At 70.6% G+C, this 24,426-nt stretch carries 17 protein-coding genes and 1 riboswitch; of the genes, 8 read left to right on the forward strand and 9 right to left on the reverse strand.

The window, feature by feature from the left end; translation table 11 throughout:
• Positions 1-48 precede the first annotated feature (48 nt).
• Positions 49-2,991: a family 16 glycosylhydrolase gene (locus tag LPC08_RS06720; RefSeq protein ID WP_230451941.1), complete on the reverse strand. Its 2,943-nt coding sequence runs from the start codon at positions 2,989-2,991 to the stop codon at positions 49-51.
• Positions 2,992-3,314: 323 nt separating this feature from the next.
• Entirely contained in the window at positions 3,315-6,251 is a 2,937-nt protein-coding gene (locus LPC08_RS06725) for a family 16 glycosylhydrolase (RefSeq protein WP_230451942.1), read from the reverse strand.
• Between the two features lie 251 nt (positions 6,252-6,502).
• Between LPC08_RS06725 and LPC08_RS06730 the strand changes: the two genes are divergently transcribed.
• The 6 genes from LPC08_RS06730 to LPC08_RS06760 all read left to right on the forward strand — a co-directional run bounded on the left by LPC08_RS06730 (position 6,503) and on the right by LPC08_RS06760 (position 15,536).
• The gene (locus LPC08_RS06730; protein WP_230451943.1) at positions 6,503-8,806 is read left to right on the forward strand and encodes a molybdopterin-dependent oxidoreductase; all 2,304 of its coding nucleotides are present in this window, start codon (positions 6,503-6,505) and stop codon (positions 8,804-8,806) included.
• Positions 8,807-9,143: 337 nt separating this feature from the next.
• Complete coding sequence (locus LPC08_RS26180) at positions 9,144-10,547, forward strand: YadA family autotransporter adhesin (protein ID WP_304622069.1); 1,404 nt, start codon at positions 9,144-9,146, stop codon at positions 10,545-10,547.
• Positions 10,548-10,585: 38 nt separating this feature from the next.
• Positions 10,586-10,951: a hypothetical protein gene (locus LPC08_RS06745; RefSeq protein ID WP_230451944.1), complete on the forward strand. Its 366-nt coding sequence runs from the start codon at positions 10,586-10,588 to the stop codon at positions 10,949-10,951.
• Positions 10,952-11,273: 322 nt separating this feature from the next.
• Positions 11,274-12,053: an aldo/keto reductase gene (locus tag LPC08_RS06750; RefSeq protein WP_230451945.1), complete on the forward strand. Its 780-nt coding sequence runs from the start codon at positions 11,274-11,276 to the stop codon at positions 12,051-12,053.
• Positions 12,043-13,380 (forward strand): NTP/NDP exchange transporter, encoded by a 1,338-nt coding sequence (locus tag LPC08_RS06755; protein ID WP_230451946.1) that lies wholly within the window; start codon positions 12,043-12,045, stop codon positions 13,378-13,380. The genes LPC08_RS06750 and LPC08_RS06755 overlap by 11 nt, the downstream gene beginning before the upstream one ends.
• 149 nt (positions 13,381-13,529) lie before the next feature.
• Positions 13,530-15,536 (forward strand): PhoX family protein, encoded by a 2,007-nt coding sequence (locus tag LPC08_RS06760; RefSeq protein WP_230451947.1) that lies wholly within the window; start codon positions 13,530-13,532, stop codon positions 15,534-15,536.
• 542 nt (positions 15,537-16,078) lie between these two features.
• Here LPC08_RS06760 and LPC08_RS06765 read toward each other — a convergent pair.
• The 6 genes from LPC08_RS06765 to LPC08_RS06790 all read right to left on the reverse strand — a co-directional run bounded on the left by LPC08_RS06765 (position 16,079) and on the right by LPC08_RS06790 (position 20,970).
• Positions 16,079-16,867: a class II glutamine amidotransferase gene (locus LPC08_RS06765; RefSeq protein ID WP_230451948.1), complete on the reverse strand. Its 789-nt coding sequence runs from the start codon at positions 16,865-16,867 to the stop codon at positions 16,079-16,081.
• Positions 16,868-16,987: 120 nt separating this feature from the next.
• Positions 16,988-17,911, reverse strand: a complete 924-nt coding sequence (gene kdgD, locus LPC08_RS06770; RefSeq protein WP_230451949.1) for a 5-dehydro-4-deoxyglucarate dehydratase — start codon at positions 17,909-17,911, stop codon at positions 16,988-16,990.
• Positions 17,912-17,979: 68 nt separating this feature from the next.
• A complete protein-coding gene (locus LPC08_RS06775; RefSeq protein WP_230451950.1) occupies positions 17,980-18,714 on the reverse strand; it encodes a FadR/GntR family transcriptional regulator in 735 nt (244 codons plus the stop codon).
• A gap of 100 nt (positions 18,715-18,814) precedes the next feature.
• Positions 18,815-20,293 carry a helicase HerA domain-containing protein gene (locus LPC08_RS06780; protein ID WP_230451951.1) on the reverse strand — a complete coding sequence of 493 codons (1,479 nt, stop codon included), beginning with the start codon at positions 20,291-20,293 and terminating at the stop codon, positions 18,815-18,817.
• Between the two features lie 76 nt (positions 20,294-20,369).
• On the reverse strand, positions 20,370-20,540 hold the full coding sequence (locus LPC08_RS06785; protein WP_230451952.1) for a hypothetical protein: 171 nt from the start codon (positions 20,538-20,540) through the stop codon (positions 20,370-20,372).
• Positions 20,512-20,970, reverse strand: a complete 459-nt coding sequence (locus tag LPC08_RS06790) for a hypothetical protein (protein ID WP_230451953.1) — start codon at positions 20,968-20,970, stop codon at positions 20,512-20,514. Before LPC08_RS06790 ends, LPC08_RS06785 begins: the two co-directional genes overlap by 29 nt.
• 434 nt (positions 20,971-21,404) lie before the next feature.
• Here LPC08_RS06790 and LPC08_RS06795 point away from each other — a divergent pair, with 434 nt between their 5' ends.
• Positions 21,405-21,749, forward strand: coding sequence for a FitA-like ribbon-helix-helix domain-containing protein (locus LPC08_RS06795; RefSeq protein WP_230451954.1), 345 nt, complete (start codon positions 21,405-21,407; stop codon positions 21,747-21,749).
• An 11-nt stretch (positions 21,750-21,760) separates the two neighbouring features.
• Positions 21,761-22,522, forward strand: coding sequence for a hypothetical protein (locus tag LPC08_RS06800; RefSeq protein ID WP_230451955.1), 762 nt, complete (start codon positions 21,761-21,763; stop codon positions 22,520-22,522).
• Positions 22,523-22,548: 26 nt separating this feature from the next.
• On the opposite strand, the gene LPC08_RS06805 is transcribed toward LPC08_RS06800, so the two are convergent.
• Positions 22,549-24,081: a UxaA family hydrolase gene (locus tag LPC08_RS06805; RefSeq protein ID WP_230451956.1), complete on the reverse strand. Its 1,533-nt coding sequence runs from the start codon at positions 24,079-24,081 to the stop codon at positions 22,549-22,551.
• A 207-nt stretch (positions 24,082-24,288) separates the two neighbouring features.
• Positions 24,289-24,396: riboswitch (TPP riboswitch) on the forward strand.
• The last annotated feature ends 30 nt before the right edge of the window (positions 24,397-24,426 follow it).

The following is a 24,426-nucleotide window of genomic DNA, read 5'->3' on the forward strand; positions in this document are numbered from 1 at the left end:
GTGGGACGGGAGCCTGTCCCCCGGCGGCCGCCCCGGTGCCGCAGGCCGTCAGGCGTAGAGGATGCTGTCGGGAGAGAGAAGGGACACGGCGACCCCCTGCAGGAGCACGCTTCCCGTCGGCGTGGTGAGGAGGGCCCCCGCGGCGGTGTCGGACAGCGTGACCTCCGTGGCCGAGATGTATTCGAGGCGCAGCACGTCCTCGCCCGGCGTGAAGTCGGTGATGACATCGGCACCCGTATCGCCGGGGCGCAGGATGAAGGTGTCCTGGCCCGCCAGTCCGGTCAGCTGGTCGGAGCCGTCGCCGCCGGTGAGGGTGTCCGCCTGGATGGAGCCCCGGATCACGTCGTCGCCGCTGGCGCCATCGGCGAACAGGCCGCCGCTCGACCCGCTGGTCCAGCCCTCGATGGTGTCGTTCCCCGCGCCCGTGCGGACCTCCAGCACGCGCCCCCGGCTCCAGTCCCAGATGCGGGCCTCGGTGATGCTCACCACGTCGTTGCCCGATCCGGTCGTGACCTGGCCGAATTGCGGGCGCATCAGCGTCACGCTGCTGTCCTGCGTCCCGCCCAGGGTCACGTCCAGCATCAGGAAGTCGTCGAGGGTGAAGCGGCCGCCGTCTTCGTCGGTGAGCTGCAGGTTCATGCCGGCCCAGCCATTCCCGAGGTCGAGCGTCAGCGTGTCGGCGGAGCGGTCGTTCCCGACATGCAGGTTGTTCCAGCCGGACAGCGACGCCATCCCCAGATCCGTCACCGAGAAATCCATGTCGGCATCGGTGTCGGCGATGTAATGGAAGGCATCGGCTGCGGCCGGCGTGCCGCCGGGTTGCAGGTTTCCGAGGCTCACCGTCAGCGCCGGCGCACCCGCCGCGACGGTCGAAGCGGGGGCCGCGCCCTCGCGGGATTCATAGGCGCGGACCCAGTCCACCTGCATGCTGCCGACGACGTCGCCCGGCCGCGCGTCGGCCGGCATGTCGCCGATCACGCCGCCCGCGGTGCCGACGCTCAGATTCAGCAGCGTGTACATCGGCGTATGGGCGCTGTGGCCGTAGATGACCTGGGTCATCACGCCGTCGACGTACCAGGCCACCCGATCGGCGGTCCATTCCAGCCCGTAGGTGTGCCAGCCGGTGGGATCGTCGAGGGGGCGTGTCAGCTCCATCTGCTGCAGCTCGTCGGGCCTGGAGGAGGTGAACTCCATGATGTCCAGCTCGGGCGGCCAGGAGCCGTCCGCAGGCAGCAGCCAGAAGGCGGGGTACATGCCCGTGTCCTCGGGCAGTTTGATGCGGGCCTCGAAGTAGCCGTACTGCTGGGCGAAGGTGCCCTCGGTGGTAAGGACGCCGGAGAGGTAGGGCCGGTTGTTGGTCAGCGCGGCCAGGTCGGGGCGGTAGGTCGCCTCGATCGTCAGCACCCCGTCCTCCACATGGAACGGGTTCACGCCTTGCCCGGCCCAGTTGGGGTGGACGTAGTACTGCACGTCGTTGGGATGGATGATGGTCCCATCGCCATACGCCGTCCTGGGGCGCCAAGTTCCGCCGTCGGGCGAGGAGCCGTCGAGGAGGCTCAGGCTGTCGAAGCTGTCCTGGAAGGTGAGGCGCAGGGAGGCGGGGTCGAGGGGCTGGGCGATGTCGCGGTCGGAGAGCTGGGCGAGGGAGACGCCGTCGAGGCGGACGGTGTCGCCGGAGGGGAGGGCGAGGAGCAGGCCGTCGGGGGTGTCGGTGGCGGCGGCGCGCCAGTCGAAGCGTTCGGTGAGCAGGAGGCGGTCGGTGCCGGGGGTGAAGTCGCGGACGGTGTCGTGGCCGTTGCCGCCGCCGAGGATGAAGGTGTCGGCGCCGCCGCCGCCGGTGAGGACGTCGTTGCCGCCGCGGCCGTCGAGGATGTTGTCCGCCTTGTCGCCGATGATCCAGTTGTTCAGCGCGTTGCCGTAGCCGGCCAGGCCCGTCGAGCCGCCAATGGTTTCGATCTGCTGCCCGGTGGAGCCGCGGGCCTTGTCGAGGGCGAGGGTCAGGTTCTCGACGTTGTCGGGCAGGGTGTAGCTGCGCCCGCCCCAGTAGGTGATGGTGTCGATACCCTCACCGGCTCGCTCCAGCACGGTCTGATTGTCGGCGACGTAGTACCAGTCGTCGCCCTTGCCACCGACCAGCGTGTCACCACCGCCGGCATAGATGGCGTCATTGCTGTCATCGGAGCCGTGGACCATCTCCGGGGCGGAGGAGACGCCGGTGAGCCAGGCCTGCGGCTTGCTGCCGGGCTGGGCGGCGAGGGTGGGGGAGGTGGGCAGGCGGCCGGCGAGGAGGTCGGCGACGGAGGCCTCGGTGCCGTCGAGGAAGCGGACGCGCTCGAAGTCGAGGAGCTGGGCCTCGACGCCGGCGCGGCCGGGCAGGGTGATGGAGAGGGCGCCGTCGGGGCCGCGGGCGAAGGCGAGGGAGGCGGCGTTGAGGGAGAGCTGGAGGGTGTCGGTGCCGCCGCCGCCGCGCAGGCTGTAGAGGCCGTCGAGGGAGAGGGAGACGAGGTCGTCGCCGGAGCCCGCGTCGATGGCGCCGAGGCGCAGGCCGGAGAGGGAGAGGGTGTCGTTGCCGTCGCCGAGGCGGATGGTGGCCTCGGTCATGCCGGGATGGCCGGTGAAGGCGACGAGGTCGTTGCCGGAGCCGGCATCGACGAGGAAGGCGTTGCCGGCGCCGGGATTGTTGGAGAGGGCGGAGACGCGGATGGTGTCGTTGCCGGCGCCGGTCTGGAGGCTGCCGCGCTTGGCGCCGGAGACCAGCACCGTGTCGTCCCCTCCCTCCGTCACCACATCCGACTGCACGTAGTTGCGGAGATTGACCGATGTCTCCGTAGACAGGCGGACCGCTGCCAGCCGGCCGCTGCCCCAACTCCCATTGGCCACGAGGGTCAGCCCGTCCTGGGGGGCCGTCAGGACAGCGCCGCCAAGCGTGTAGCGGCCGTCCGACAGGTTGCTGGCCGAGGACTGCGGCAATTCCGGAGCGGGAACGGGCATGACTGGCCTTCCTCCGTTGCTGGTCAACACTCTTGCCCGGCTCGTCGCCGTGCCCTGGGACAGCACTCATCGAGCAAGGTCGTACTAACCAACCTATAAAACAACCTCAGGTTGCTTTTATTTCTGTTAATCGCCCAATGGTGGAAAACATGAACCCGTAACAGTCAGGCCGTGCTACGCGGCGGACGGCCTCGGCGTCGCCCGCCACCCCCCTCCCGCAGCAGGGCCGGAACTGCTCCTCCTGGAAGCCGGCTCCCCGGCTCCGGCCCGGTCAGCGGAGGTGGCGCCGCGCCCGTGGCCCCGCCGGGACGTGCGGGCGGCGGTCAGCCGTACAGGATGGCATCGGCCGGGAGGGAGGCGAGGGACACGCCCTGCAGCAACAGGCTTCCCGTCGGGGTCGTCAGCAGTGTTCCCGATGCCACGGCCGACAGCGTCACCTGCCTGGCCACCAGCCCTTCCAGGCGCAGCACGTCCTCGCCCGGCGTGAAGTCGGTGATGACGTCCGCGCCGGTCTCCCGCGCATGGAGGACGAAGGTGTCCTGGCCCGCCAGTCCGGTCAGCTGGTCGGAGCCGTCGCCGCCGGTGAGGGTGTCCGCCTGGATGGAGCCCCGGATCACGTCGTCGCCGCTGCCGCCATCGGCCAGCAGGCCGCCGCCGGAGCCGCTGGTCCAGCCCTCGATCGTATCCCTTCCCGCGCCGGCGGCGACCTCCACCCCGCGCCCGCGCGCGGATTGCCAGATCTGGGCCGATGCGATGGTGACGTGGTCGTGGCCCGGGCCAGTCTCGATCAGCCCCGATTGCAGGCGGGACAGGGACACGGTGCTGCCCTTCGTGCCGTCGAGATGCAGCTCGACCATCAGGAAGTCGTCGAGGGTGAAGTGCCCGCCATCGGCATCGGTGAGCTGCAGGTTCATGCCGACCCAGCCATTGCTCAGGTCGAGCGCGAGGGCATCGGCGGAGCGGTCGTTCTCGAGATGCAGATTGGTCCAGCCGGACAGTGCGCGGAGATCCAGGTCCAGCGGCAGGAAATCCATCGAGGCGCTGGCATCCGCGGTGTAGCGGAAGGCATCGGCCGCAGCCGGCGTGCCGCCGGGCTGCAAGGCGCCGGCGCTGAGCACGATCTGCGGCGCCCCGGCCGCGACGGTCGCCGCCGGGGCCGCGTCCTCGCGGGATTCATAGGCGCGGACCCAGTCCACCTGCACGCTGCCGACGACAGCGCCCGTCGCCACCGGCGCCGGCAGCCCGCCATCGACGCGCGGGACGTTGAGGTTGAGCAGGGCATACATCGGCGTATGGACGCTGTGGCCGTAGATGACCTGGGTCATCACGCCGTCGACGTACCAGGCCACCCGATCGGCGGTCCATTCCAGCCCGTAGGTGTGCCAGCCGGTGGGGTCCGTCATCGGTCGGGTCAGTTCCATCTGCTGGATCTGGCCGGGGCGGGAGGAGGCGTATTCGACGATGTCCAGCTCGGGCGGCCACGAGCCGTCGACAGGCAGCAGCCAGAAGGCGGGGTAGAGCGGCGTCGTGCCGTTGTCGGCCGGCAGCTTGATGCGGGCCTCGAAGTAGCCGTACTGCTGGGCGAAGGTGCCCTCGGTGGTGAGGACGCCGGAGAGGTAGGGCCGGTTGTTGGTCAGCGCGGCCAGGTCGGGGCGGTAGGTCGCCTCGATCGTCAGCACCCCGTCCTCCACATGGAACGGGCTCACGCCTTGCCCGGCCCAGTTGGCGTGGACGAAGTACTGGATGTCCTCCGGCGTGATGAAGACGCCCGGACCCCAATGCGTCCTGGGGCGCCAGGTTCCGCCGTCGGGCGAGGAGCCGTCGAGGAGGCTCAGGCTGTCGAAGCTGTCCTGGAAGGTGAGGCGCAGGGAGGCGGGGTCGAGGGGCTGGGCGATGTCGCGGTCGGAGAGCTGGGCGAGGGAGACGCCGTCGAGGCGGACGGTGTCGCCGGAGGGGAGGGCGAGGAGCAGGCCGTCGGGGGTGTCGGTGGCGGCGGCGCGCCAGTCGAAGCGTTCGGTGAGCAGGAGGCGGTCGGTGCCGGGGGTGAAGTCGCGGACGGTGTCGTGGCCGTTGCCGCCGCCGAGGATGAAGGTGTCGGCGCCGCCGCCGCCGGTGAGGACGTCGTTGCCGCCGCGGCCGTCGAGGATGTTGTCCGCCTTGTCGCCGATGATCCAGTTGTTCAGCGCGTTGCCATAGCCGGCCAGGCCCGTCGAGCCGCCGATCCCCTCGATATGCCGTCCTGTCGAACCGCGGACCTTGTCCAGGGCGAGGGTCAGGTTCTCGACGTTGTCGGGCAGGGTGTAGCTGAGGCCGCCCCAGTAGGTGACGGTGTCGATGCCTTGTCCCGACTGCTCGATGACCTTCTGGCCGTCGGCGACGTAGTACCAGTCGTCGCCCTTGCCCCCGATCAGCGTGTCGTTCCTGTGTCCCGCATACAGGGCGTCGTTGACGGTGTCGGAACCGCGGATCGTCTCCGGGGCGGAGGAGACGCCGGTGAGCCAGGCCTGCGGCTTGCTGCCGGGCTGGGCGGCGAGGGTGGGGGAGGTGGGCAGGCGGCCGGCGAGGAGGTCGGCGACGGAGGCCTCGGTGCCGTCGAGGAAGCGGACGCGCTCGAAGTCGAGGAGCTGGGCCTCGACGCCGGCGCGGCCGGGCAGGGTGATGGAGAGGGCGCCGTCGGGGCCGCGGGCGAAGGCGAGGGAGGCGGCGTTGAGGGAGAGCTGGAGGGTGTCGGTGCCGCCGCCGCCGCGCAGGCTGTAGAGGCCGTCGAGGGAGAGGGAGACGAGGTCGTCGCCGGAGCCCGCGTCGATGGCGCCGAGGCGCAGGCCGGAGAGGGAGAGGGTGTCGTTGCCGTCGCCGAGGCGGATGGTGGCCTCGGTCATGCCGGGATGGCCGGTGAAGGCGACGAGGTCGTTGCCGGAGCCGGCATCGACGAGGAAGGCGTTGCCGGCGCCGGGATTGTTGGAGAGGGCGGAGACGCGGATGGTGTCGTTGCCGGCGCCGGTCTGGAGGCTGCCGCGCTTGGCGCCGGAGACCAGCACCGTGTCGTCCCCTCCCTCCGTCACAACGTCCGACTGCACGTAGTTCGTCAGGGTCACCCGGGCCTGGCCGATCAGGTGCACGGCGGCATACCGGGCGTTGCCGAGCGCCTCTGCGGCGGCCAGGGCGACCGGGCCGGTGGCCAGCTGCACGGCACCGCCGAGCGTATAGCTGTTGGCCTTCAGGGGCCCGGCGCCGGCCGCCGGGATCGTCGGGGAGAGCATGGCGGTTCTGACCTGTCCGATGGCTGGGCGAGGGCAGAAGGATTCTGCATCCCCGGGTTGTAGAAGTCCGGAGGTTATCCCGGAGGCCGCGTGGGAGGCGTTAATACACCATCAATAGAGATACCCAATATTTGATGATCACATTAAGGCTAGGGGACGAGGCCGGGCTTGGCTAGCGCCGGCCGGCCCGAGGCGCAGGCCGTGGCGGCGATCCCTGTCGGCCAGGGCCTGCTTGCGCCATGATGGGCCCCATGCCTGTGACCGAGATCCGCCCGCACGCCTCGCACTGGGGCTATTTCGACGCCGTGGTGGAGGATGGCCGTGTGGTCGGGGTGCGCCCCTTCGCGCGCGACCCGGCGCCGGGCCCGCTGATCGAGGGCGTGCCGGATCTCGTCCACGCACCCTGCCGGATCGACCGGCCCTATGCGCGGGAGGGGTGGCTGCGGGGCGGGCGGGCGGGATCGGTGCGTGGCGCCGACCGCTTCGTGCCGCTGTCCTGGGACCGGGCGATCCGGCTGGTGGCGGAGGAGGAGGCGCGCATTCGGGCCGCGCAAGGCCATGGCGGCATCTTCGCCGGCTCCTATGGCTGGTCGTCCGCCGGGCGCTTCCACCATGCGCGCAGCCAGTTGCACCGCTTCCTCGGCATGGGCGGCGGCTACACCAGCCAGACGACGAACTATTCCTATGGCGCCGGCATGACGCTGATGCCGCATGTCCTGGGCACCAACGACGTCATCACCGGGCCGGTGACCGACTGGACCACCATCATCTCCCATACCCGGCTGATGCTCTGCTTCGGCGGGCTGCCGCTGAAGAACGGGCTGGTGACGGCGGGCGGGGGCGGGGCGCATGACTACGTGCCGCTGATGCGCCGGGCCGCGGCGGCCGGGGTGCGCTTCGTCAACCTCTCGCCGCTGCGGGGCGATGCGGCGGACTTCCTGGGCGCCGAATGGGTCCCGGTCCGGCCGGGCGGCGACGGTGCGCTGGTGCTGGCGATGATCCACGCCCTGGTCGCCGCGGGGCGGGAGGATCGCGGCTTCCTCGACCGCTGCACGACCGGCTGGGACCGGCTGCGCGCCTATGTGATGGGCGAGACGGACGGCACGCCGAAGTCGCCGGACTGGGCCGCGCCCCTCTGCGACGTGCCGGCGGAGACCATCACCCGCCTGGCGCTCGAGGCGGCGTCCACCCCCACCATGGTCACCGCCACCTGGTCGCTGCAGCGGGCGGAGCATGGCGAGCAGCCCTGGTGGGCGCTGGTGGCCCTGGCCAGCGCGCTGGGGCGGATCGGCCAGCCGGGCCAGGGCATCGTCTTCGGCTATGGCTCGATCAACGGCATGGGCACGCCGCGGCAGGAGCTGCCGAGCGTCAGCCTGCCCGCCACCCGCAATCCTGGCCTCGCCATCCCCGTCTCCCGCGTCACGGAGCTGCTGGAGCGGCCCGGCGGCGTGATGCCCTATAACGGCCGCCTGCTGCGCCTGCCGGATACGCGGATGATCTGGTGGGCGGGGGGCAACCCCTTCCACCACCACCAGGACCTGAACCGGCTGCTGCGCGCCTGGAACCGGGCGGAGACGGTGATCGCGCAGGAGCCGTGGTGGACCGCGCTGGCCCGCCATGCCGACATCGTCCTGCCGGCGACGACGACGCTGGAGCGCAACGACATCGCCAGCTCGTCGCGCGACCGCTTCGTGCGGGCGATGCACCAGGCCGTGCCGCCGCAGGGGCAGGCGCGCCATGACCATGACATCCTGGCGGATGTCGCGGATGCGCTGGGCTGGCGCGACCGCTTCACCGAACAGCGGAACGAGGATGCGTGGCTGCGCCACCTCTATGAGCGCTGGCGCCGTGCCTGCGGGCGGATGGGGGTGGAGGTCCCGGACTTCGACCGATTCTGGACCGAGGGACACGTCGAGTTCGACCTGCCCGAGGTGCCGCGGGTGGATTTCGCCGACTTCGCCCGCGACCCGCAGAGCCACCCGCTCGCCACGCCCTCGGGCAAGGTGGAGCTGTATTCCGAAACCATCGCGGGCTTCGGCCATGCCGGGCTGCCCGGCCACGCCGTGTGGAAGGCCCCGCGCGAGTGGCTGGGCGGCGAGCTGGCGGAGCGCTACCCGCTGCACCTCCTGTCATTCCAGCCGTCGACACGGCTGCACGGGCAGCTCGATCCCGCCCGGGTCTCGCTGGCCTCGAAGGTGCAGGGCCGCGAGCCGGTCTGGATGCATCCGGACGACGCGGCGGCACGCGGGCTGGCGGACGGGCAGGTGGTCCGGCTGTTCAACGACCGCGGCGCCTGCCTGGGTGGGGTGCGGCTGACGGAGGCGATCCGTCGGGGCGTGGTGGCGATGGCGACCGGCGCCTGGTGGGATCCGCAGGGCTCGCTGTGCGTCCATGGCAATCCCAACGTGCTGACGCAGGATGTGGGGACGTCGCCCCTGGGGCAGGGGTGCGCGGCGCAATCCTGCCTGATCGAGGTGGAAGCCTGGCGCGCGGCGCTTCCCCCGATCCGCGTGCACGCGCCACCGGAGCTGGCGCCGCAGGCGGAGCTGGCCTGATGCGATTCGCAGCGCGCGACGCCGTCTGAGCGTCACGCCGAGGTGCCGTAGCGGCGACAAGCAGAACGGCACGCACGGGCCGCGTACGTGACGATATCGTCACGTTATGATTTCGCAACGCATCTCTGTTGCCGCGATCGCTTTGCACATCTCGCATCTCGCCGTCCGACGCCCGGATTCACCGCCTGCGGCACGAGTGCGCGGAACCTGTCCATGTGTTAATTTTGTAGAGCGGTTGCAGGATCGACGTTAGTTGATTGTCTAGATTGTTGAGATTTTCGATATATTGCTGACGGATACGCGCTCACGCCTCCGCAAGAAAGTTTGGAGTCACCGGATGGTTCACTTCGCTGACCGCCACCTGCGTCGGCGCTCGCAGACTGGCCTCGTTCTGGCTTCTGCCCTCGCCGCCCTGCCGTCCCTTGCCCATTCCCAGAGCGTGGGCGGTGGCAGCGCCACCGGAGCGGGCTCCACCGCCGTCAGTGCCGCCGCCGCTGCTCCCGCCGCGGCCTCCGGCACCTACGCCATCGCCATCGGCGTCGGGGCGACCGCGAGCGAGCTGCGCGCCCTGTCCAGCGGCGCCTACAGCTCGGCGACCGGGGCCGGCGCCGTCGCGGTGGGCGAGCGCGCCACGGCGAGCGAGGGCAGCGCCCTCGCCGTCGGCCGTGCCAGCCAGGCCACGGCAGGGGAGGCGGTGGCCGTCGGCCCCGCCGCCAAGGCCTCCGCGGCGCAGGCCCTTGCCGTTGGCGACCGCGCCAGCGCCAGCGCCGCCGGCGCCTCCGCCTTCGGCTACTCCGCCAATGCCAGCGCCGGCGGCAGCAACGCGATCGGCTCGAACAGCCAGGCCCTGGGCGTGCGGAGCGACGCCTTCGGCACCAATGCCGTCGCGCGGGGCGCGGATTCCACCGCGCTCGGCAGCGCGGCCTCGGCCACCGGCACCAGCTCGCTGGCCATGGGCACGGCGGCGCGGGTGACCGGCGAGAACGCCCTGGCCATGGGCTCCAGTGCCGTGGCCGTCGGGAACCAGTCGCTGGCCCAGGGCTACCTGGCGACGGCCACCGGGCTGAACGCCTCGGCCATCGGCTCCGGCGCCGTGGCCAGCGCCTCGGGGAGCACCGCGGTCGGCGTCCGCTCGGCCGCCACCCAGGTCGATGCGATCGCCTTCGGCAGCCGCTCCGCGGCGACCGAGCTGGGCGCCGTGGCGCTCGGCGGCGACTCGCGGGCCATCGGCGCGCAGTCCGTGGCGCTGGGGCAGGGTGCCTCTGCCCAGGCCGCCAATTCCGTGGCCCTCGGCGCAGGCTCGGTCGCGGACGTGCCCGGCACCGTGTCGCTCGGCTCCGCCGGGGCGGAACGACGCCTGACCAACCTGGCCCCGGGCATCAATGCCACCGATGGCGTGAACGTGAGCCAGCTGCAGCAGGGCATCACCGGGCTGCGCAACGAGTTCGCCGTCAACATGGGCAATGTCGCGAACGAACTGCGGGCGGAGAACCGCCGCAACCGCTACGAGGCGCGGCGCGGCATCGCCGCCGTGGCGTCGTTGACCAATCCGCCCATGCCGTCGGCGCCGGGGCGGACCACCATGTCCTTCAACGTCAGCACCTACATGTACCAGGCGGGCGCGGGCCTCTCTGTCGCGCACCGGCTGAACACGCCGCGCCCGGCGATGCTTCAGGGCGGCGTCGCGACCGGCGGGGCGGGGGATTTCGTGGGACGGGTCGGCGTCGCCTTCGAGTTCTGACGGTGCGGCAACACGGCCGTCGGGCCAGGGCCGGCCTCGTGCCGGTCCTGGCCGGCCTCCTGTCGCTCGGGGCCGGGCCGCCCGGTCCGGCCCTGGCGCAGCAGGATGGGCGGCCGGCCACGCAGAGCCAGGGATCGCCCGCCCAGCCCGACCCGGCGCGGCCGCGCTGGGAGGACTTCCCGACCCTGCAGCTGGAGCGGCTGTACCGGGGCCCGCTGCGCGACACGATCGTGCAGCGCTGGCGCGATCCGGAAACAGGAAGCGTCTGCTACTTCTACATCCCGATCTCCGCACCGATCGTGCCGGATAATCCTTCGGGCTATGCGCAGTATGGCGCGAACACCATCGGGACGATGAGCTGCGTCACGCCCTCCCTGCTGCGGAACCTGCCCGACCCGCGCTGAACCCGCTCCCCGGCAGGGGGCGGGCCCCGGGCGCAAACGCATTCTTGTCTCGCCCTGCGGGGGAATGTGACCCTTCCATGATGGACCAGCGGCCTCGCGCCTCGACGATGGACGCTGCCGGGAAGCCGGACCGGGCCCGCCCCGGCGGGCCGGCCACAGGAAGGGATGCGTCATGGCCTGGAATCGTCGAACCCTGCTTGCCACCGGACTCTCCGCCGGCGTTGCGGGCCTGCTCCCCCATCCCGCCAGGGCCCAGGCCGGCGCTGCCCGGCCCCCGCTGATCCGTCGCCCCATCCCCTCCAGCGGCGAGACTCTGCCGGCCATGGGGCTTGGCACCGCCCGGCGCTACGAGGCGGTGCGGACGGAGGAGGAGTTCGCCCCGCTGAAGCAGACCGTGGCCCGGTTCGTGGAGCTGGGCGGCACGGTCATCGACACCTCGCCCACCTATGGCACGGCCGAGGCCGTGACCGGCCGGATCGTCGAGGAGCTGGGCGTGCGGGACAAGGTCTTCCTCGCCACCAAGGTCAGCATCCAGGGCCGCGAGCAGGGCGTGGCGCAGATCGAGAAGTCCTTCCAGGACCTGCGCGCGCAGAAGATCGACCTGATTGCCGTGCACAACCTGCGCGATACGGAAACGCACCTGCGGACCCTGCGCGACCTCAAGGCTGCCGGGCGCATCCGCTATGTCGGCCTCACCACCTCCTTCGAGCGGCAGTACGAGGAGTTCGAGGCGGTGATGCGCCGGGAGCAGGTGGACTTCATCCAGGTGGACTACGCGCTGGACAACCGGAAGACGGCGGAGCGCATCATCCCGCTGGCGAAGGACCGCGGCATGGCCGTGATGCTGAACCTGCCCTTCGGCCGCTCCCGCCTGTTCGAGGCGGTGCGCGGCAAGGAACTGCCGCCCTGGGCCGCGGAGTTCGACGCGGCGACCTGGGCGCAGTTCTTCCTGAAGTACCTGCTGGGCAACGAGGCGGTGACCTGCCCCGCCCCCGGCATGGCCCAGGCGCGCTACGTGGACGACAACCTCGACGCCGCGCGCGGCCGGCTGCCGGATGCGGCGATGCGGCGGCGGATGGAGCAGTTCATCGATGGCCTCTGACGCCGGCGCGCCGGAAGGGGCGGCGCGGCGCCTGCTGCGCCGCGCCATCGATGTGCGGCCGGAGGAGGTGGCGGCGCTGGGCTGGTCCTGGCTCTACGTCTTCTCCATCCTCTCCGCCTACTACGTGCTGCGGCCGATCCGGGACGAGGCGGGGGTGCAGGGCGGGGTGGACAACCTCGCCTGGCTTTTCACCGCGACGCTACTGGCGATGCTGGCGGTCAATCCCGCCTTCGCCGCCCTCGTGCGCCGCCTGCCGCGGGTGCGCTTCATCACCATCGCCTACCGCTTCTTCATGCTGAACCTCGTGGCCTTCATCGCCCTGTTCGGCCTGGCGCCGCCCGAGTGGAACACCTGGATCGGGCGGGTCTTCTTCGTCTGGACCTCCGTCTTCAACCTCTTCGTCGTCTCGGTCTTCTGGGCCTTCATCGTCGACGTCTTCGACCGCGAGCAGGGCAAGCGGCTCTTCGGCTTCCTCGCGGCCGGGGCGACGCTGGGGGCGATCCTCGGCTCCTCCATCACCTCCGGGCTCGTGGCCTGGACGGGGACGACGCCGCTGCTGCTCGCCTCGATCCTGCTGCTGGAGCTGTCGGTCCTGGCGGTGCGGCGCCTTTCCGTGATCGCGGAGGGGTTCCGCCGCACGCCCGGCGAGGCCGCGCGTGACGAGGCGCCGATCGGCGGCGGCATCTGGGCGGGGCTGACCCATACCTTCCGCTCGCCCTACCTGCTGGGCCTCGCGGGATTCATCCTGCTGTATTCGGTGACCTCCACCTTCCTCTACTTCGAGCAGGCATCGATCGTCGCCAGCGCCTTCGCCAGCCGCGCCGCGCGCACGGCCTATTTCGCCAATGTCGACCTGCTGGTGAACACGCTGACGCTGCTGATCCAGCTCTTCCTGACCAGCCGCCTCCTCGGCGCCCTGGGAGTGGGCGCGACGCTCGCCGCTTTGCCGCTGTTCAGCATGTTCGGCTTCGGGGCGCTCGCCCTCTGGCCCGGACTCGCCGTGCTGGTGGCGGCGCAGGTGGCACGGCGCGTGAGCAACTTCGCCCTGGCCCGGCCATCCCGCGAGGTGCTCTTCACCGTCCTGCCGCGCGAGGACAAGTACAAGGCGAAGAGCTTCATCGACACGGTGGTCTACCGCGCCGGAGACCAGATCGGCTCCTGGTCCTATGCCGGGCTGGCGGCGCTGGGGCTGGGGCTCGGCGGGGTGGCGGTGGTGGGCGTGCCGCTCTCCCTGGCTTGGCTCCTCCTCGCCCTGTGGCTGGGGCGGCGGCAGGAGGAGCGCGCGGCGTCGGCCCCGCTGGTGCCGGCGCGCTCGGCGGCCGAGTAGGCCCCGGCCAAGGCCAGGGCGGGCCGCGGGGCGCCGCGCGGCCCGTTCCGTGACACGGCAGGTTCACGGGCCCGTCATGACCATGTCGTGCGAGCGCGGTTCAAGGCGCCCCGGCGGGGGCGCAGGCCTCCGGAGAGGGGGACAGGACCATGCCCGACACGCGCATCCCGGCTTCGCGGCCGCCCGAGATCGAGGACATCGGCAGCAACCCGGCGCCGAGCGACACCATCGGCGAGATCATCGGCCGCCGCCTGAACCGGCGCGCGGCGCTGGGCGGGCTGTTCGGCACCGCCGCCGCCATGCTGCTGGCGGAAGGGCTGACCGATCCGGCCCAGGCACAGCGGCCGGCCGCGTCCGGCCCATCGGCCGGCGGCAGCACGCTGGGCTTCACCGGCCTGCCGCATGCGGGCGGCGAGCGCGACGCGGTGCCGGAGGGCTACGAGATCCAGACGGTGCTGCGCTGGGGTGACCCGATCCTGGGCGATGCGCCGGCCTTCGACCCGCACCGCCAGAACGCGGAATCCCAGGCGCAGCAATTCGGCTACAACAACGACTACCTGGACTTCTTCCCGCTGCCGAAGGGCGAGCGCAGCGGCACGCACGGGCTGCTGGTGGTGAACCACGAGTACACCAACACCAACCTGATGTTCCCCGGCATCGGCGAGGGCGCGGGGGCGCGGCTGCGCACCACGCGGGAGCAGGCGCTGACGGAGATCGCGGCGCACGGCCTGTCGGTGGTGGAGGTGTCGCTGCGGGACGGGCAATGGACCTATCACCGCGACAGCCGCTGGAACCGCCGCATCACCGGCACGACGCCGATGCGCGTCTCCGGCCCGGCGGCGGGGCATCCACGGCTTCGCACCTCAGCCGACCCGACCGGGCGGTACGTGCTCGGCACGCTCAACAACTGTGCCGGCGGCAACACGCCCTGGGGCACGGTGCTGACGGCCGAGGAGAACTTCAACCAGTATTTCGGCGGCGAGGCGGCGGAGACCGGCACGCAGCGGGAGACGTACAGGCGCTACGGCATCGCCAGGGACGCCGTCTATGCCTGGGGCCGCCATGTCGAGCGCTTCGACCTGGACAAGGAGCCGAACGAGCCGAACCGCTTCGGCTGGATCGTCGAGTTCGACCCTTACGACCCCGACGCCGTGCCGGTGAAGCGCACCGCGCTGGGTCGCTTCAAGCATGAGGGCTGCACCCACGCGATCTCCGCCGACGGGCGGGTGGTGATCTATTCCGGCGACGACGAGCGCTTCGACTACGTCTACAAGTTCGTCACCGCCCGGCCCTGGGACCCGCAGGACCTCGCCGCCAACCGCGACCTGCTGGACGAGGGCACGCTTTACGTCGCCCGCTTCCACGATGACGGGCGGATGGAGTGGCTGCCCCTGGTCCATGGCCAGGGCCCGCTGACGGAGGCCAACGGCTTCGCCGGCCAGGCGGAGGTGCTGATCGAGACGCGCCGCGCCGCCGACCTGCTCGGCGCCACGCCGATGGACCGGCCGGAGGATGTGGAGGCCAACCCGGTCAACGGCCGCGTCTACGTGATGCTGACCAACAACACGAGCCGCAGGGCGGACCGGCTGGACGCGGTGAATCCGCGCGCGGCCAATGCGCACGGCCATGTGGTGGAGATGATCCCGCCGGTGGTCGGCGCCGGCGGGCACGGCGCGGCCAGCCGTCCGAAGGTGGACCATGCCGCGACCGAGGGCAGGTGGGAGATTTTCCTGATGGCCGGCCAGCCCGGCACGCATCCGGGGACGCAGTACCACCGCGCGGTGACCGCCGAATCCGGCTGGCTGTCCTGTCCCGACAACTGCGCCTTCGACAGCAAGGGGCGCATCTGGATCGCGACAGACGGCGCGCCGGCCGCGGCCAGGGTGCCGGACGGGCTCTACGCCGCGGACACCCAGGGCGAGGGGAGGGCGCTGACTCGGCGCTTCTACCAGGCGCCGCAGGGGGCGGAGGTGTGTGGCCCGCTGATCCCGCCGGGCGACCACACCGTCTTCCTGGCGATCCAGCACCCGGGAGAGGACAAGGGTAGCAGCTTCGAGAACCCCTCGACCCGATGGCCCGATTTCGCGGATGGCATGCCGCCGCGCCCCAGCGTCATCGCGATCCGCCGCCGCGACGGGGGCGAGATCGGGAGCTGAGGCGCATCGGCGGCGCGCAACCGCGTCCTGGCGACGCCGCACGCTGCCGCGTCGGCGGGCCGGCGGACATCCGCCGGCCCGCCATCCGGAAGGGCAACACCCCGTCCCAGCGTTTCGCCGCATGGGTTGCGGGATGTGCCCCTGCCCTTCCGGGGAGAAGGGAGGCGGGGCCCGGGTTCGCCCTGCAAGTCGTCAGGGCGAACCCGTTCCAGTCCCGGCCGCGGGTGGGGAGGAGGACGGCCGGGGCCGGGGCGCAAGGCCCCGGTCCGTGTTGCGGAGGTAGGCGGAGATCCGGTCGAAGGCCCTGGGATCCAGCACGCCCGGCTGCGGCGCGTCATGCGCCAAGGCGGCGCGGTGCGACGCCATCAGGGCGACGAGGTCCGTCAGGCCGATCGAGCGGTGGTGCTGTATGAGCCTTGCTCCATCCTGCCCCCGCGAGGGGTGAAGGCTCTATGCCGCGATTGCGAACCAATCGCAAGTAAGATTTGCAGCCTTCTCGCGATCGTCATGTCCACCGGCCGGGCGCCCCGTTACTCCCGGCGTCAGGCGGCCTTCGCCATCTCCTGCGCCAGCGGGGTGAGCACCAGGGCCGCGCCCGGCCGTGCCGTCAGGCCGTGGCCGCGCGGCACCTCGTGCCAGACGGCACGGTCCTCATCGATCGGCTCGGACACCAGGACCAGCCCTGTCTCCGTCGCACGGTAGTAGAGGCTGGGCGGGCGGGCGTCGCAGGCCCAGCGGAAGGCCCAGAGGGACTCGCCATCCGACAGGGTGGCGGTGAAGCGCAACGGCTCCGCCACGCCGTTCTGCCGCATCAGCCCATGCACCAGCGCCAGCATGCGGGTGATGCCGCCGACCGGGTCCTCCTCCAGCCCCTGGCCAAGGGCGACCAGGAACAGCGCCTCGCTGTCCGAGGTGCCGCCGCGGGCATCGTAGTAGCGGTCGGGGATCAGGGCCTCGATGGGACGGCGGAGCTGCCGCCAGCCGCCCACCTGCCCGTTGTGCATGAACAGCCAGCGGCCATGGGCATAGGGGTGGCAGTTGGCGCGCGTGGTGGCGGTGCCCGTCGCCGCGCGGACATGGGCGAAGAAGAGCCGGGAGCGGACCTGGGCGGCGATGGAGCGCAGGTTCTCGTCCGACCAGGCGGGCCGGACCTCCCGGTACAGGCCCGGCTCCGCCCGTTCGCCGTACCAGCCGAGGCCGAAGCCGTCGCCGTTGGTTTCCGTCTTCGCCTCGCAGGCGTGCAGGGACTGGTGGATCAGGGAGTGGCAGGGGGCGGCGACCAGCGTCTCCATCAGGATCGGGTCGCCGCGATAGGCAAGGAACCGGCACACAGGGCAGGACCTTCGTTCACCGTCGCAGGCGCATACTCTAGGTCCTTGAAACCGGCGAAAGGAAGGCAAACCCACCCCGCCGACACGGCCCGTCGCGCCGAGTCCGCGGAGGCGGCCGGGCTATTGCGGCCCGAGCTTGGCGATCAGCGCGCCGAGCTGCTCCCGCTCCTCGCCCGTCAGGTCGCTCAGCGGCGGGCGCACGGGGCCGGCGCCATGGCCGACGAGCTCCGCCCCCGCCTTGACGATGCTGACCGCATAGCCGGGCTGGCGGTTGCGGATCGCCAGGTAGGGGAAGAAGAAGTCCCGCAGGAGGCGGGTGGTCGTCGCCGCATCCCCCGCCATCACCGCCGCGTAGAACTCCAGCGCCGTGCGCGGGATGAAGTTGAAGACGGCGGAGGAGTAGGTCGGCACGCCCATCGCCTTGTAGGCAGCGGCATAGACCTCCGCCGTGGGCAGGCCGCCGAGATAGGTCAGGCGGTCGCCGAGCTTCGTGCGGACCCCCATCATCGCCTCGATCTCGCCGACCCCGTCCTTGAAGCCGATCAGGTTCGGGCAGGCGTCCGCGACGGCGGCCAGGGTCTCCGGCGCCAGGCGGCAGTTGGCGCGGTTGTAGACGATCACCCCCAGCCGGGTGGCCTTGCAGACCGCGGCGATATGCGCCCGCAGCCCGGCCTGGGAGGCCTCGGTCAGGTAGGGTGGCATCAGCAGGATGCCGGCCGCCCCCTGTTCCTCCGCCACCTGGGCGTACTCGATGGCGAGGCGGGTGCCGCCGCCGGCCCCGGCCACGATCGGCACCTGTCCGCCGCTGCCGTCGACCGCGGTGCGGATCACCGCCGGGAACTCGCGCGGGGTGAGGGAGAAGAACTCGCCCGTGCCGCCCGCGGCGAAGAGGGTCGCGGTGCCGTAGGGCGCCAGCCACTCCAGGCGGCGGCGGTAGCCGGGCTGGTCGAAATCGCCGTCCGGGGTGAAGTCCGTCACCGGGAAGGAGAGCAGTCCCGTCGGCAGCGCGGCCTTCAGGGCCTCCGGGGTGAAGGTCTCGGTCATGACGGCGTTCCTCTCGGACCGGTGGATTTGTCAGACGTCATACAAATCGCCGGATGCGGAAGCAAGCGTCACGGCGCCTCCGCGATTGCCTCCCGCGCGCGGCGCAGGCGCTCCCGGCTGTTCGACAGGTGCAGCCGCATGGCCGCCCGCGCGCCCTCCGCATCGCCGCGCGCGATGGCCTCCAGGATATGGGCGTGTTCCAGCTGCAGGCGGCGCTGGTATTCGGCGCGGGCCATGGGATCGTCGCGGAACAGGTCCAGCCGCGCCCGGGGCAGCAGCCCGGCCGCGAAGCTGTCCAGCACCTGCCCGAAATACGGGTTGCCCGTCATCGCCGCGATCTGGCGGTGGAAGTCGAGGTCGAGCCGGCGCGACGCCTCGGAATCCTCCATCCCCGCTGCGAAGCGCTCGGCGAGGCGGGCCAGGGCCGCCACCGCCGGCGCATCCCGGCGCTGCGCGGCCAGCGCCGCCGCCTCGGACTCCAGCGCGATGCGCAGCTCCATCAGCCGCAGCAGATCCTCGGCCGTGCCGATCTCCGCCGGGTCCAGCCGATACGGGGTGGGGGAGGGCGTGCCGATGAAGGCGCCGCGCCCCTGCTCCACCACCAGGCGGCCGGAGGCGCGCAGGCTCGACATCGCCTCGCGGATCACGGTGCGGCTGACGCCGTAGCGGGCGGTCAGCTCGCGCTCGGTCGGGAAGGGATCGCCGGGGCGGAGCCCGCCGCGCTCGATCTCCGCCAGCAGGTCGCGGGTGACCTGCTGCGTCAGGCTCGGGCGCCGGCGGGGCGGGGTGGGGGAGGTCGCCATGGGGTCATGGCCTTGCGTGCCGGTGGGAGGCGTCGCGGGCATGGCCCTTCATGCCGCAAGCACACTTGTCATACAACAGGGAACGCGGTCCTCGCCCCGGTCAGGCCGCCTCCGCCGCGTCGGCATCGCCCGGCGCCGTCTCCCAGCCCAGCAGCACCAGCGCCACGCGGCGGCCGGCGCGGTCGTGCTGGACCACGATCATCCCCTGCTCCTCCAGCCAGCCCAGCAGCCGCCGGGCGCGGCCCAGCGAGCGCGTGCCATAGGCGGCCGCGATGGCCGCATCCGACGGGCAGGGGCGCTTGTCCAGCGCGGCGCGGGCGAGGAGGAGGTAGATGCCCTGCACGTCCTCCGGCAGGGTCTTCGCGCGCTCCGCCGCCTCGGCCCATTCTGGGCGCTCCGTCGCCTCCGCCCCTACCCCCGCGCGGGCGGCGGAGAGGCGGCGGCGGAAGTCCGGCAGGTCCGGCGCGCGGCCGGGTAGGGCGCGGATGCGGCAGCGGACGAGGAAGTCCTGGTACAGCACGCCGACCGGGCGGAAGGCGGCCTCCGGGTCCTCCAGCAGGCCGGCCATCACCGCCTCCAGCATCGCCTCGCGCTCGGCCGGGTCCATCGCCGGTTCCGCCGGGGCGCGGTCGTGCAGCGGCGCGGGGCGGGCGGCGGCGAGCTGGGCGAGGATGTCCGGCGGCGGCGGGGCGGGGGCGCGGCGGACGGGGCGGGCGGGTTCCGGCGCGGGGGTGAGGATGGCGTCGCGCACCTCCTCCGACGGGGCCTGGGGGAGGGGGGTCAGCTTCGGGCCGGCGGAGCGGGTCGCCGTCTCCACCGTGCCGATGCGGATCGGCAGCGGGCGGCGGGAGAGGGCGGGGCCCAGGGCGACGAAGTTCCCGCGCGGCAGGTCGCGGAACATCTCCGCCTGGCGCCGCTCCATCCCCAGCAGGTCGGCGGCGCGGGCCATGTCGATGTCGAGGAAGGTGCGGCCCATCAGGAAGTTCGACGCCTCCGCCGCCACGTTCTTGGCGAGCTTGGCCAGGCGCTGGGTCGCGATGATGCCGGCGAGCCCGCGCTTGCGGCCGCGGCACATCAGGTTGGTCATGGCGGCGAGCGAGAGCTTCCGCGCCTCGTCCGAGACTTCGCCGGCGGCGGCGGGGGCGAAGAGCTGCGCCTCGTCCACCACCACCAGCAGCGGGGTCCAGAGGTCGCGCTCCGCGTCGAAGAGGCCGTTCAGGAAGGCGGCCGCGTGGCGCATCTGCCCCTCCGCGTCCAGCCCCTCCAGGTTCAGGATGACGGAGACGCGGTGCGCCCGCACGCGCTCCGCCGCCTGGGTCAGTTGGCGCTCCGTCTGGGCGGCGGCGTCGATGACGAGGTGGCCGTGGCGGTCGGCGAGGGTGACGAAGTCGCCCTCCGGGTCGATCACCGCCTGCTGCACCCAGGGGGCGGATTGTTCGAGCAGGCGGCGGAGGAGGTGGGACTTGCCCGAGCCGGAGTTGCCCTGGACCAGGAGGCGGGTGGAGAGGAGCTCTTCCAGGTCCAGGGTCGCGGGGGAGTGGGCGGGCGTGGTGTGGCCCATCTCGATCGCGATGGTCATGCGGGGCGGGGACTCCGGGGGGCGGGTAGGGTTGGGCGCGGGAGTATAGCGCGGTCCGCCGTCGGAGGGGCGCGGGTCAGCCCTGTTCGGGGCGGCGCTGCTCCGCGATGCGGGCGAGGAGGGCGCGCTTGCTCTCCGTACGGCGGCGGCCGGAGTTGGCGAGCTTGTCGGGTGGGGGGAGACGGACGCCCTCGGCCAGCTTGCGCCGGATCTGGGCCTCACGCTCCGCCAGGGTGATGCGTTTCATCGTCGCTGCTCTTCAGATCGGAGAGATCGAGTTCACCTGCCGTCTCCTCGCGGATGCGCCTGTTCAGGTAGGCGTCGTCCGGGGCCTCCGCCAGAGCATAGAGCAGGTGGGCCTGTGCCCGAAGCTCCGGATCGCGACGGTCGCCCGCCACCCATTGGCCCAGGCGATCCGCGATCATGTCCTCCGTTGCGGCCATCGGCACGTCGCCGGCCCCGACATCCACAAGGCGGATGCGTTGACGGTCGGCCCGGCCGTCGAAATAGAGGCCGGAAACGAATTCCACGCCGATGGGGAGTGTCGGGTGATAGTAACCGCCCTGCCGCCATCCCGGACGATCCTCTCGCCGGAAGCCGACCTGCAGCAGCGCGGCGCCGACTTCTTCATGGAAAGCGGTGACCAGATCGAAGTCGCCGGAATGCATCTGGCTCATCGTATCGAACTCCACGACTGCCCCACCAACGAGTACGGGCAGAGGCTTGCCATCCCGGGAAAGTAAGGCGAAGGCGCTGGCCAGCAGATGGAGCCCTGCGCGGAACTCCGGCCTCGAACCAGGGGGTGATGCGATCAAGGGGAGACCTGCTTCATCTGCGCTCCGTCTGGGCGGCGGCGTCGATGACGAAGTCGCCCTCTGGGTCGATCACCGCCCTCTGCACTCCGGGGAACTCTTCCAAGCCCGGGGTCGCGGGGGGAGTGGGCGGGCGTGATGTGGCCCATCTCGATCGCGATGGTCATACGGGACGGGGACTTCGGGCAGCGGAGGTGGGCGGCCGGGGAGTATAGAGTGGTAGGGGTGGGGAGGGCGATTGACCGGGTGGGATGGCGATACCGCGATATCATGTCGTGGTCGCGTGGAAGGTGGAGCCCATGGTGCAGTTGGTGGTCCGCAATCTGGACGAGGAGACCAAGCGGAGGCTGAGGCGGCGCGCGGAGCGCCATGGCCGCAGCATGGAGGCGGAGACGCGTGACATCCTGCGGGTGACGCTGGCTGGGGAGAGCGATGACCGCCCGGGCGAAGGCATGGGAACGCGGATCGCGGCGCTCTTCGCCAGGATGAGTTTGAGCGACGTGGAATACGACGCCGTCCGCGAAGGGACCGAGGCGTTCCGGGGTAGGCGCCGCGACCGGTCGAGTTCGGAAAGTGATTCTGCTAGATGCCAACGTCATCTCGGCGCTGATACAGACGTAACATTTCAGAGAATTAAATCGTGACGAGGTGTTAAATGGATATAAATACATTAATAGGCATCATAGCAAATCCGTTAGGAGTGCTGTCATTCTTGATGGGATTTTATTTTTATTACAAGGCCAGGATGATAACGCGAGTCTCCTACAGCGTTCATTGTCAGGAATTGCTGGGAGAGAAAAAGAATAGTCTTCCCGGGGAAATATCTATTCTTTTTAATGGATCTGAAATAAGATCTCTCTATAGAATAACGATAAGAGTATGGAACTCAGGTACTACGACGATCACAAAACATGCGGTTATTCAGAGCGACAAACCTGTAATATTAATTCCGACAGTTCGTTCTGTTCTTAAGGCAACAATAGCGAAGACTTCCGTCGAGCACAACAAATTCTCAATGACACCAGATGAAAACATGGCCGCAACAATATTTCTGGATTTTGATTATTTTGAGCGACATCAAGGCGTAAAAATTGAATTATTAACTGAGGACGACCCTGGCGATGCTTCCAATGTTCGGGTTAGCGGAACAGTTCAAGGCATGCCTGGGGGATTTGTTAGAACAAATCCAGCCGCTAAAGAGGACGGAATTGGATGTTTAGTTCTTGTGATTGTTGGGTGCATTTTTGCTATTTTTGTATTTTTAGCAAGATATCTTAATGATGCCATTAGCAAAGAAAATTGGGCGTGGATTAGTTTGCTGTTATCCGTAGCGGCTCCAATAATAGTTATAATTTCTGTGCGGGTTCCTCGTTTATCCATTATGCGGCGACATTTTCCACCCTTGCACCTCAAATAAGTAAATTGTAACTGCGCCGCAAAATTCTACATCGTCGCCCCGATCACCCAGGGCGCAAACTCCGCCGCTCCAAAATCGAACGCCTCGCTCTTCGTCAGCTCCCCACTCGCCACCCGCAGCATGGTCCGGAAAATCCGCTCCCCCACCTGCTCTACCGTCTCTTCCCCGGTCAGGATGGTCCCGCAGTTCACGTCCATATCCTCCTCCATCCGGGCATACATCGCGGAATTCGTCGCCAGCTTCAGGCTCGGCGCCGGCTTCGCCCCGAACACGCTACCCCGCCCGGTGGTGAAGCACACCAGATTCGCCCCTCCCGCCACCTGCCCGGTGGCGGCCACGGGGTCGTAGCCGGGCGTGTCCATGAAGACGAAGCCTTTGGCCGTCACCGGCTCGGCATAGCGCACCACCTCCACCAGGTTGGTGCTCCCCGCCTTGGCCATGGCGCCCAGCGACTTCTCCAGGATGGTGGTCAGCCCGCCCGCCTTGTTCCCGGGCGAGGGGTTGGCGTTCATCTCCGCCCCCTCCCGCTCGCAATAGGCTTCCCACCAGCGCATCAGCCCGACCAGCTTCTCCCCCACCTCGCGCGACACGGCGCGTCGGGTCAGCAGGTGCTCGGCGCCATAGGTCTCCGGCGTCTCGGAGAGGATCACCGTCCCCCCGTGCCGCACGAGGATATCGCTCGCGACGCCCAGCGCCGGGTTGGCGGTGATGCCGGAATACCCGTCCGACCCGCCGCATTGCAGGGCGACGCACAGCGCGCTCGCCGGCACCGTCTCCCGCATCACGGCGTTGGATTCCGCCAGCACCTCGCGCACGAAATCGATCCCCGCCGCGACGGTCTTGCGCGCCCCGCCCATCTCCTGGATGTCCATCGAGCGCAGCCGGCCGGACAGCTTCTGCTCCCGCAGCATGTCGCCGATCTGGTTGACCTCGCAGCCCAGCCCGATGCCGATGACGTGCGAGAAATTGGCATGCCGCGCATAGCCGCCCAGCGTCCGCCGCAGCAGCTCCAGCGGCTCGCCCGCCGTCATCCCGCACCCCGTCTTGTGCGTCAGCGCGACGACGCCATCCACGTTGGGCCAGGCGGCCAGCGGGTCGTCGCCGGTCAGCGGGTTGCGGCGGAAGGCCATGGCGATCAGCTCCGCCACATGGGCGGAGCAGTTCACGCTGGTGACGATGCCCAGGTAGTTGCGCGTGGCCACCCGCCCGTCCGGCCGGCGGATGCCCTGGAAGGTCGCGGGCTCCGGCACATAGGCGGTGGGGGAGGCATCCACCCCCCAGGCATAGTCCTTGGAGAAGTCGCCCATCACGCACTCCTCCACATGCACCCATTCCCCGGGGGGCAGGTCGCGCGTGGCGAAGCCGATGATCTGCCCGTACCGCCGGATCGCCTCGCCCTTCGCGATCGGCCGCACGGCGATCTTGTGCCCGGGCGGCACGCGGCGCAGCGTCGTCACCCCCGGCGCCACGCTCGTCCCCGGCGGGATGGCGATGCGGGCGATCACCACGCCGTCCTCGGGATGCAGGCGGATGACGGGGGGCTGGGTGACGGCGTCCATGGCGGCGGGGTTCCTCCGTTTGCCGCCACGCTAATCCGGTTCCGCCGCGCTGTCGCCGCCCCGCGGTCGCCCGCTACCGCCCCGGTGTCTGGGTCGCGCCGGGGCGCCAAGGCTGCCAGGGCGCCGCCCGGCATCGGTCGCCCCGTCCCCTGCGCGGCGCGCGGCTCCGCGCCTCTTGCGCCGTCGCGGCGGCGGCCGCATACCGGCGGCATCATCGGGGGGAGCCCGTTCGCGGGCTGAGAGGCGGGATCGGCCCGCGACCCCTGGAACCTGATCCGGTTAGGACCGGCGAAGGGATCGGTGAGTCCGCATGGCCAGCCCGCGCTGCCCCCACCCCCGCTCCGA

Source organism: Roseomonas sp. OT10, from assembly GCF_020991085.1.
Lineage (GTDB): Bacteria > Pseudomonadota > Alphaproteobacteria > Acetobacterales > Acetobacteraceae > Roseomonas > Roseomonas cutis.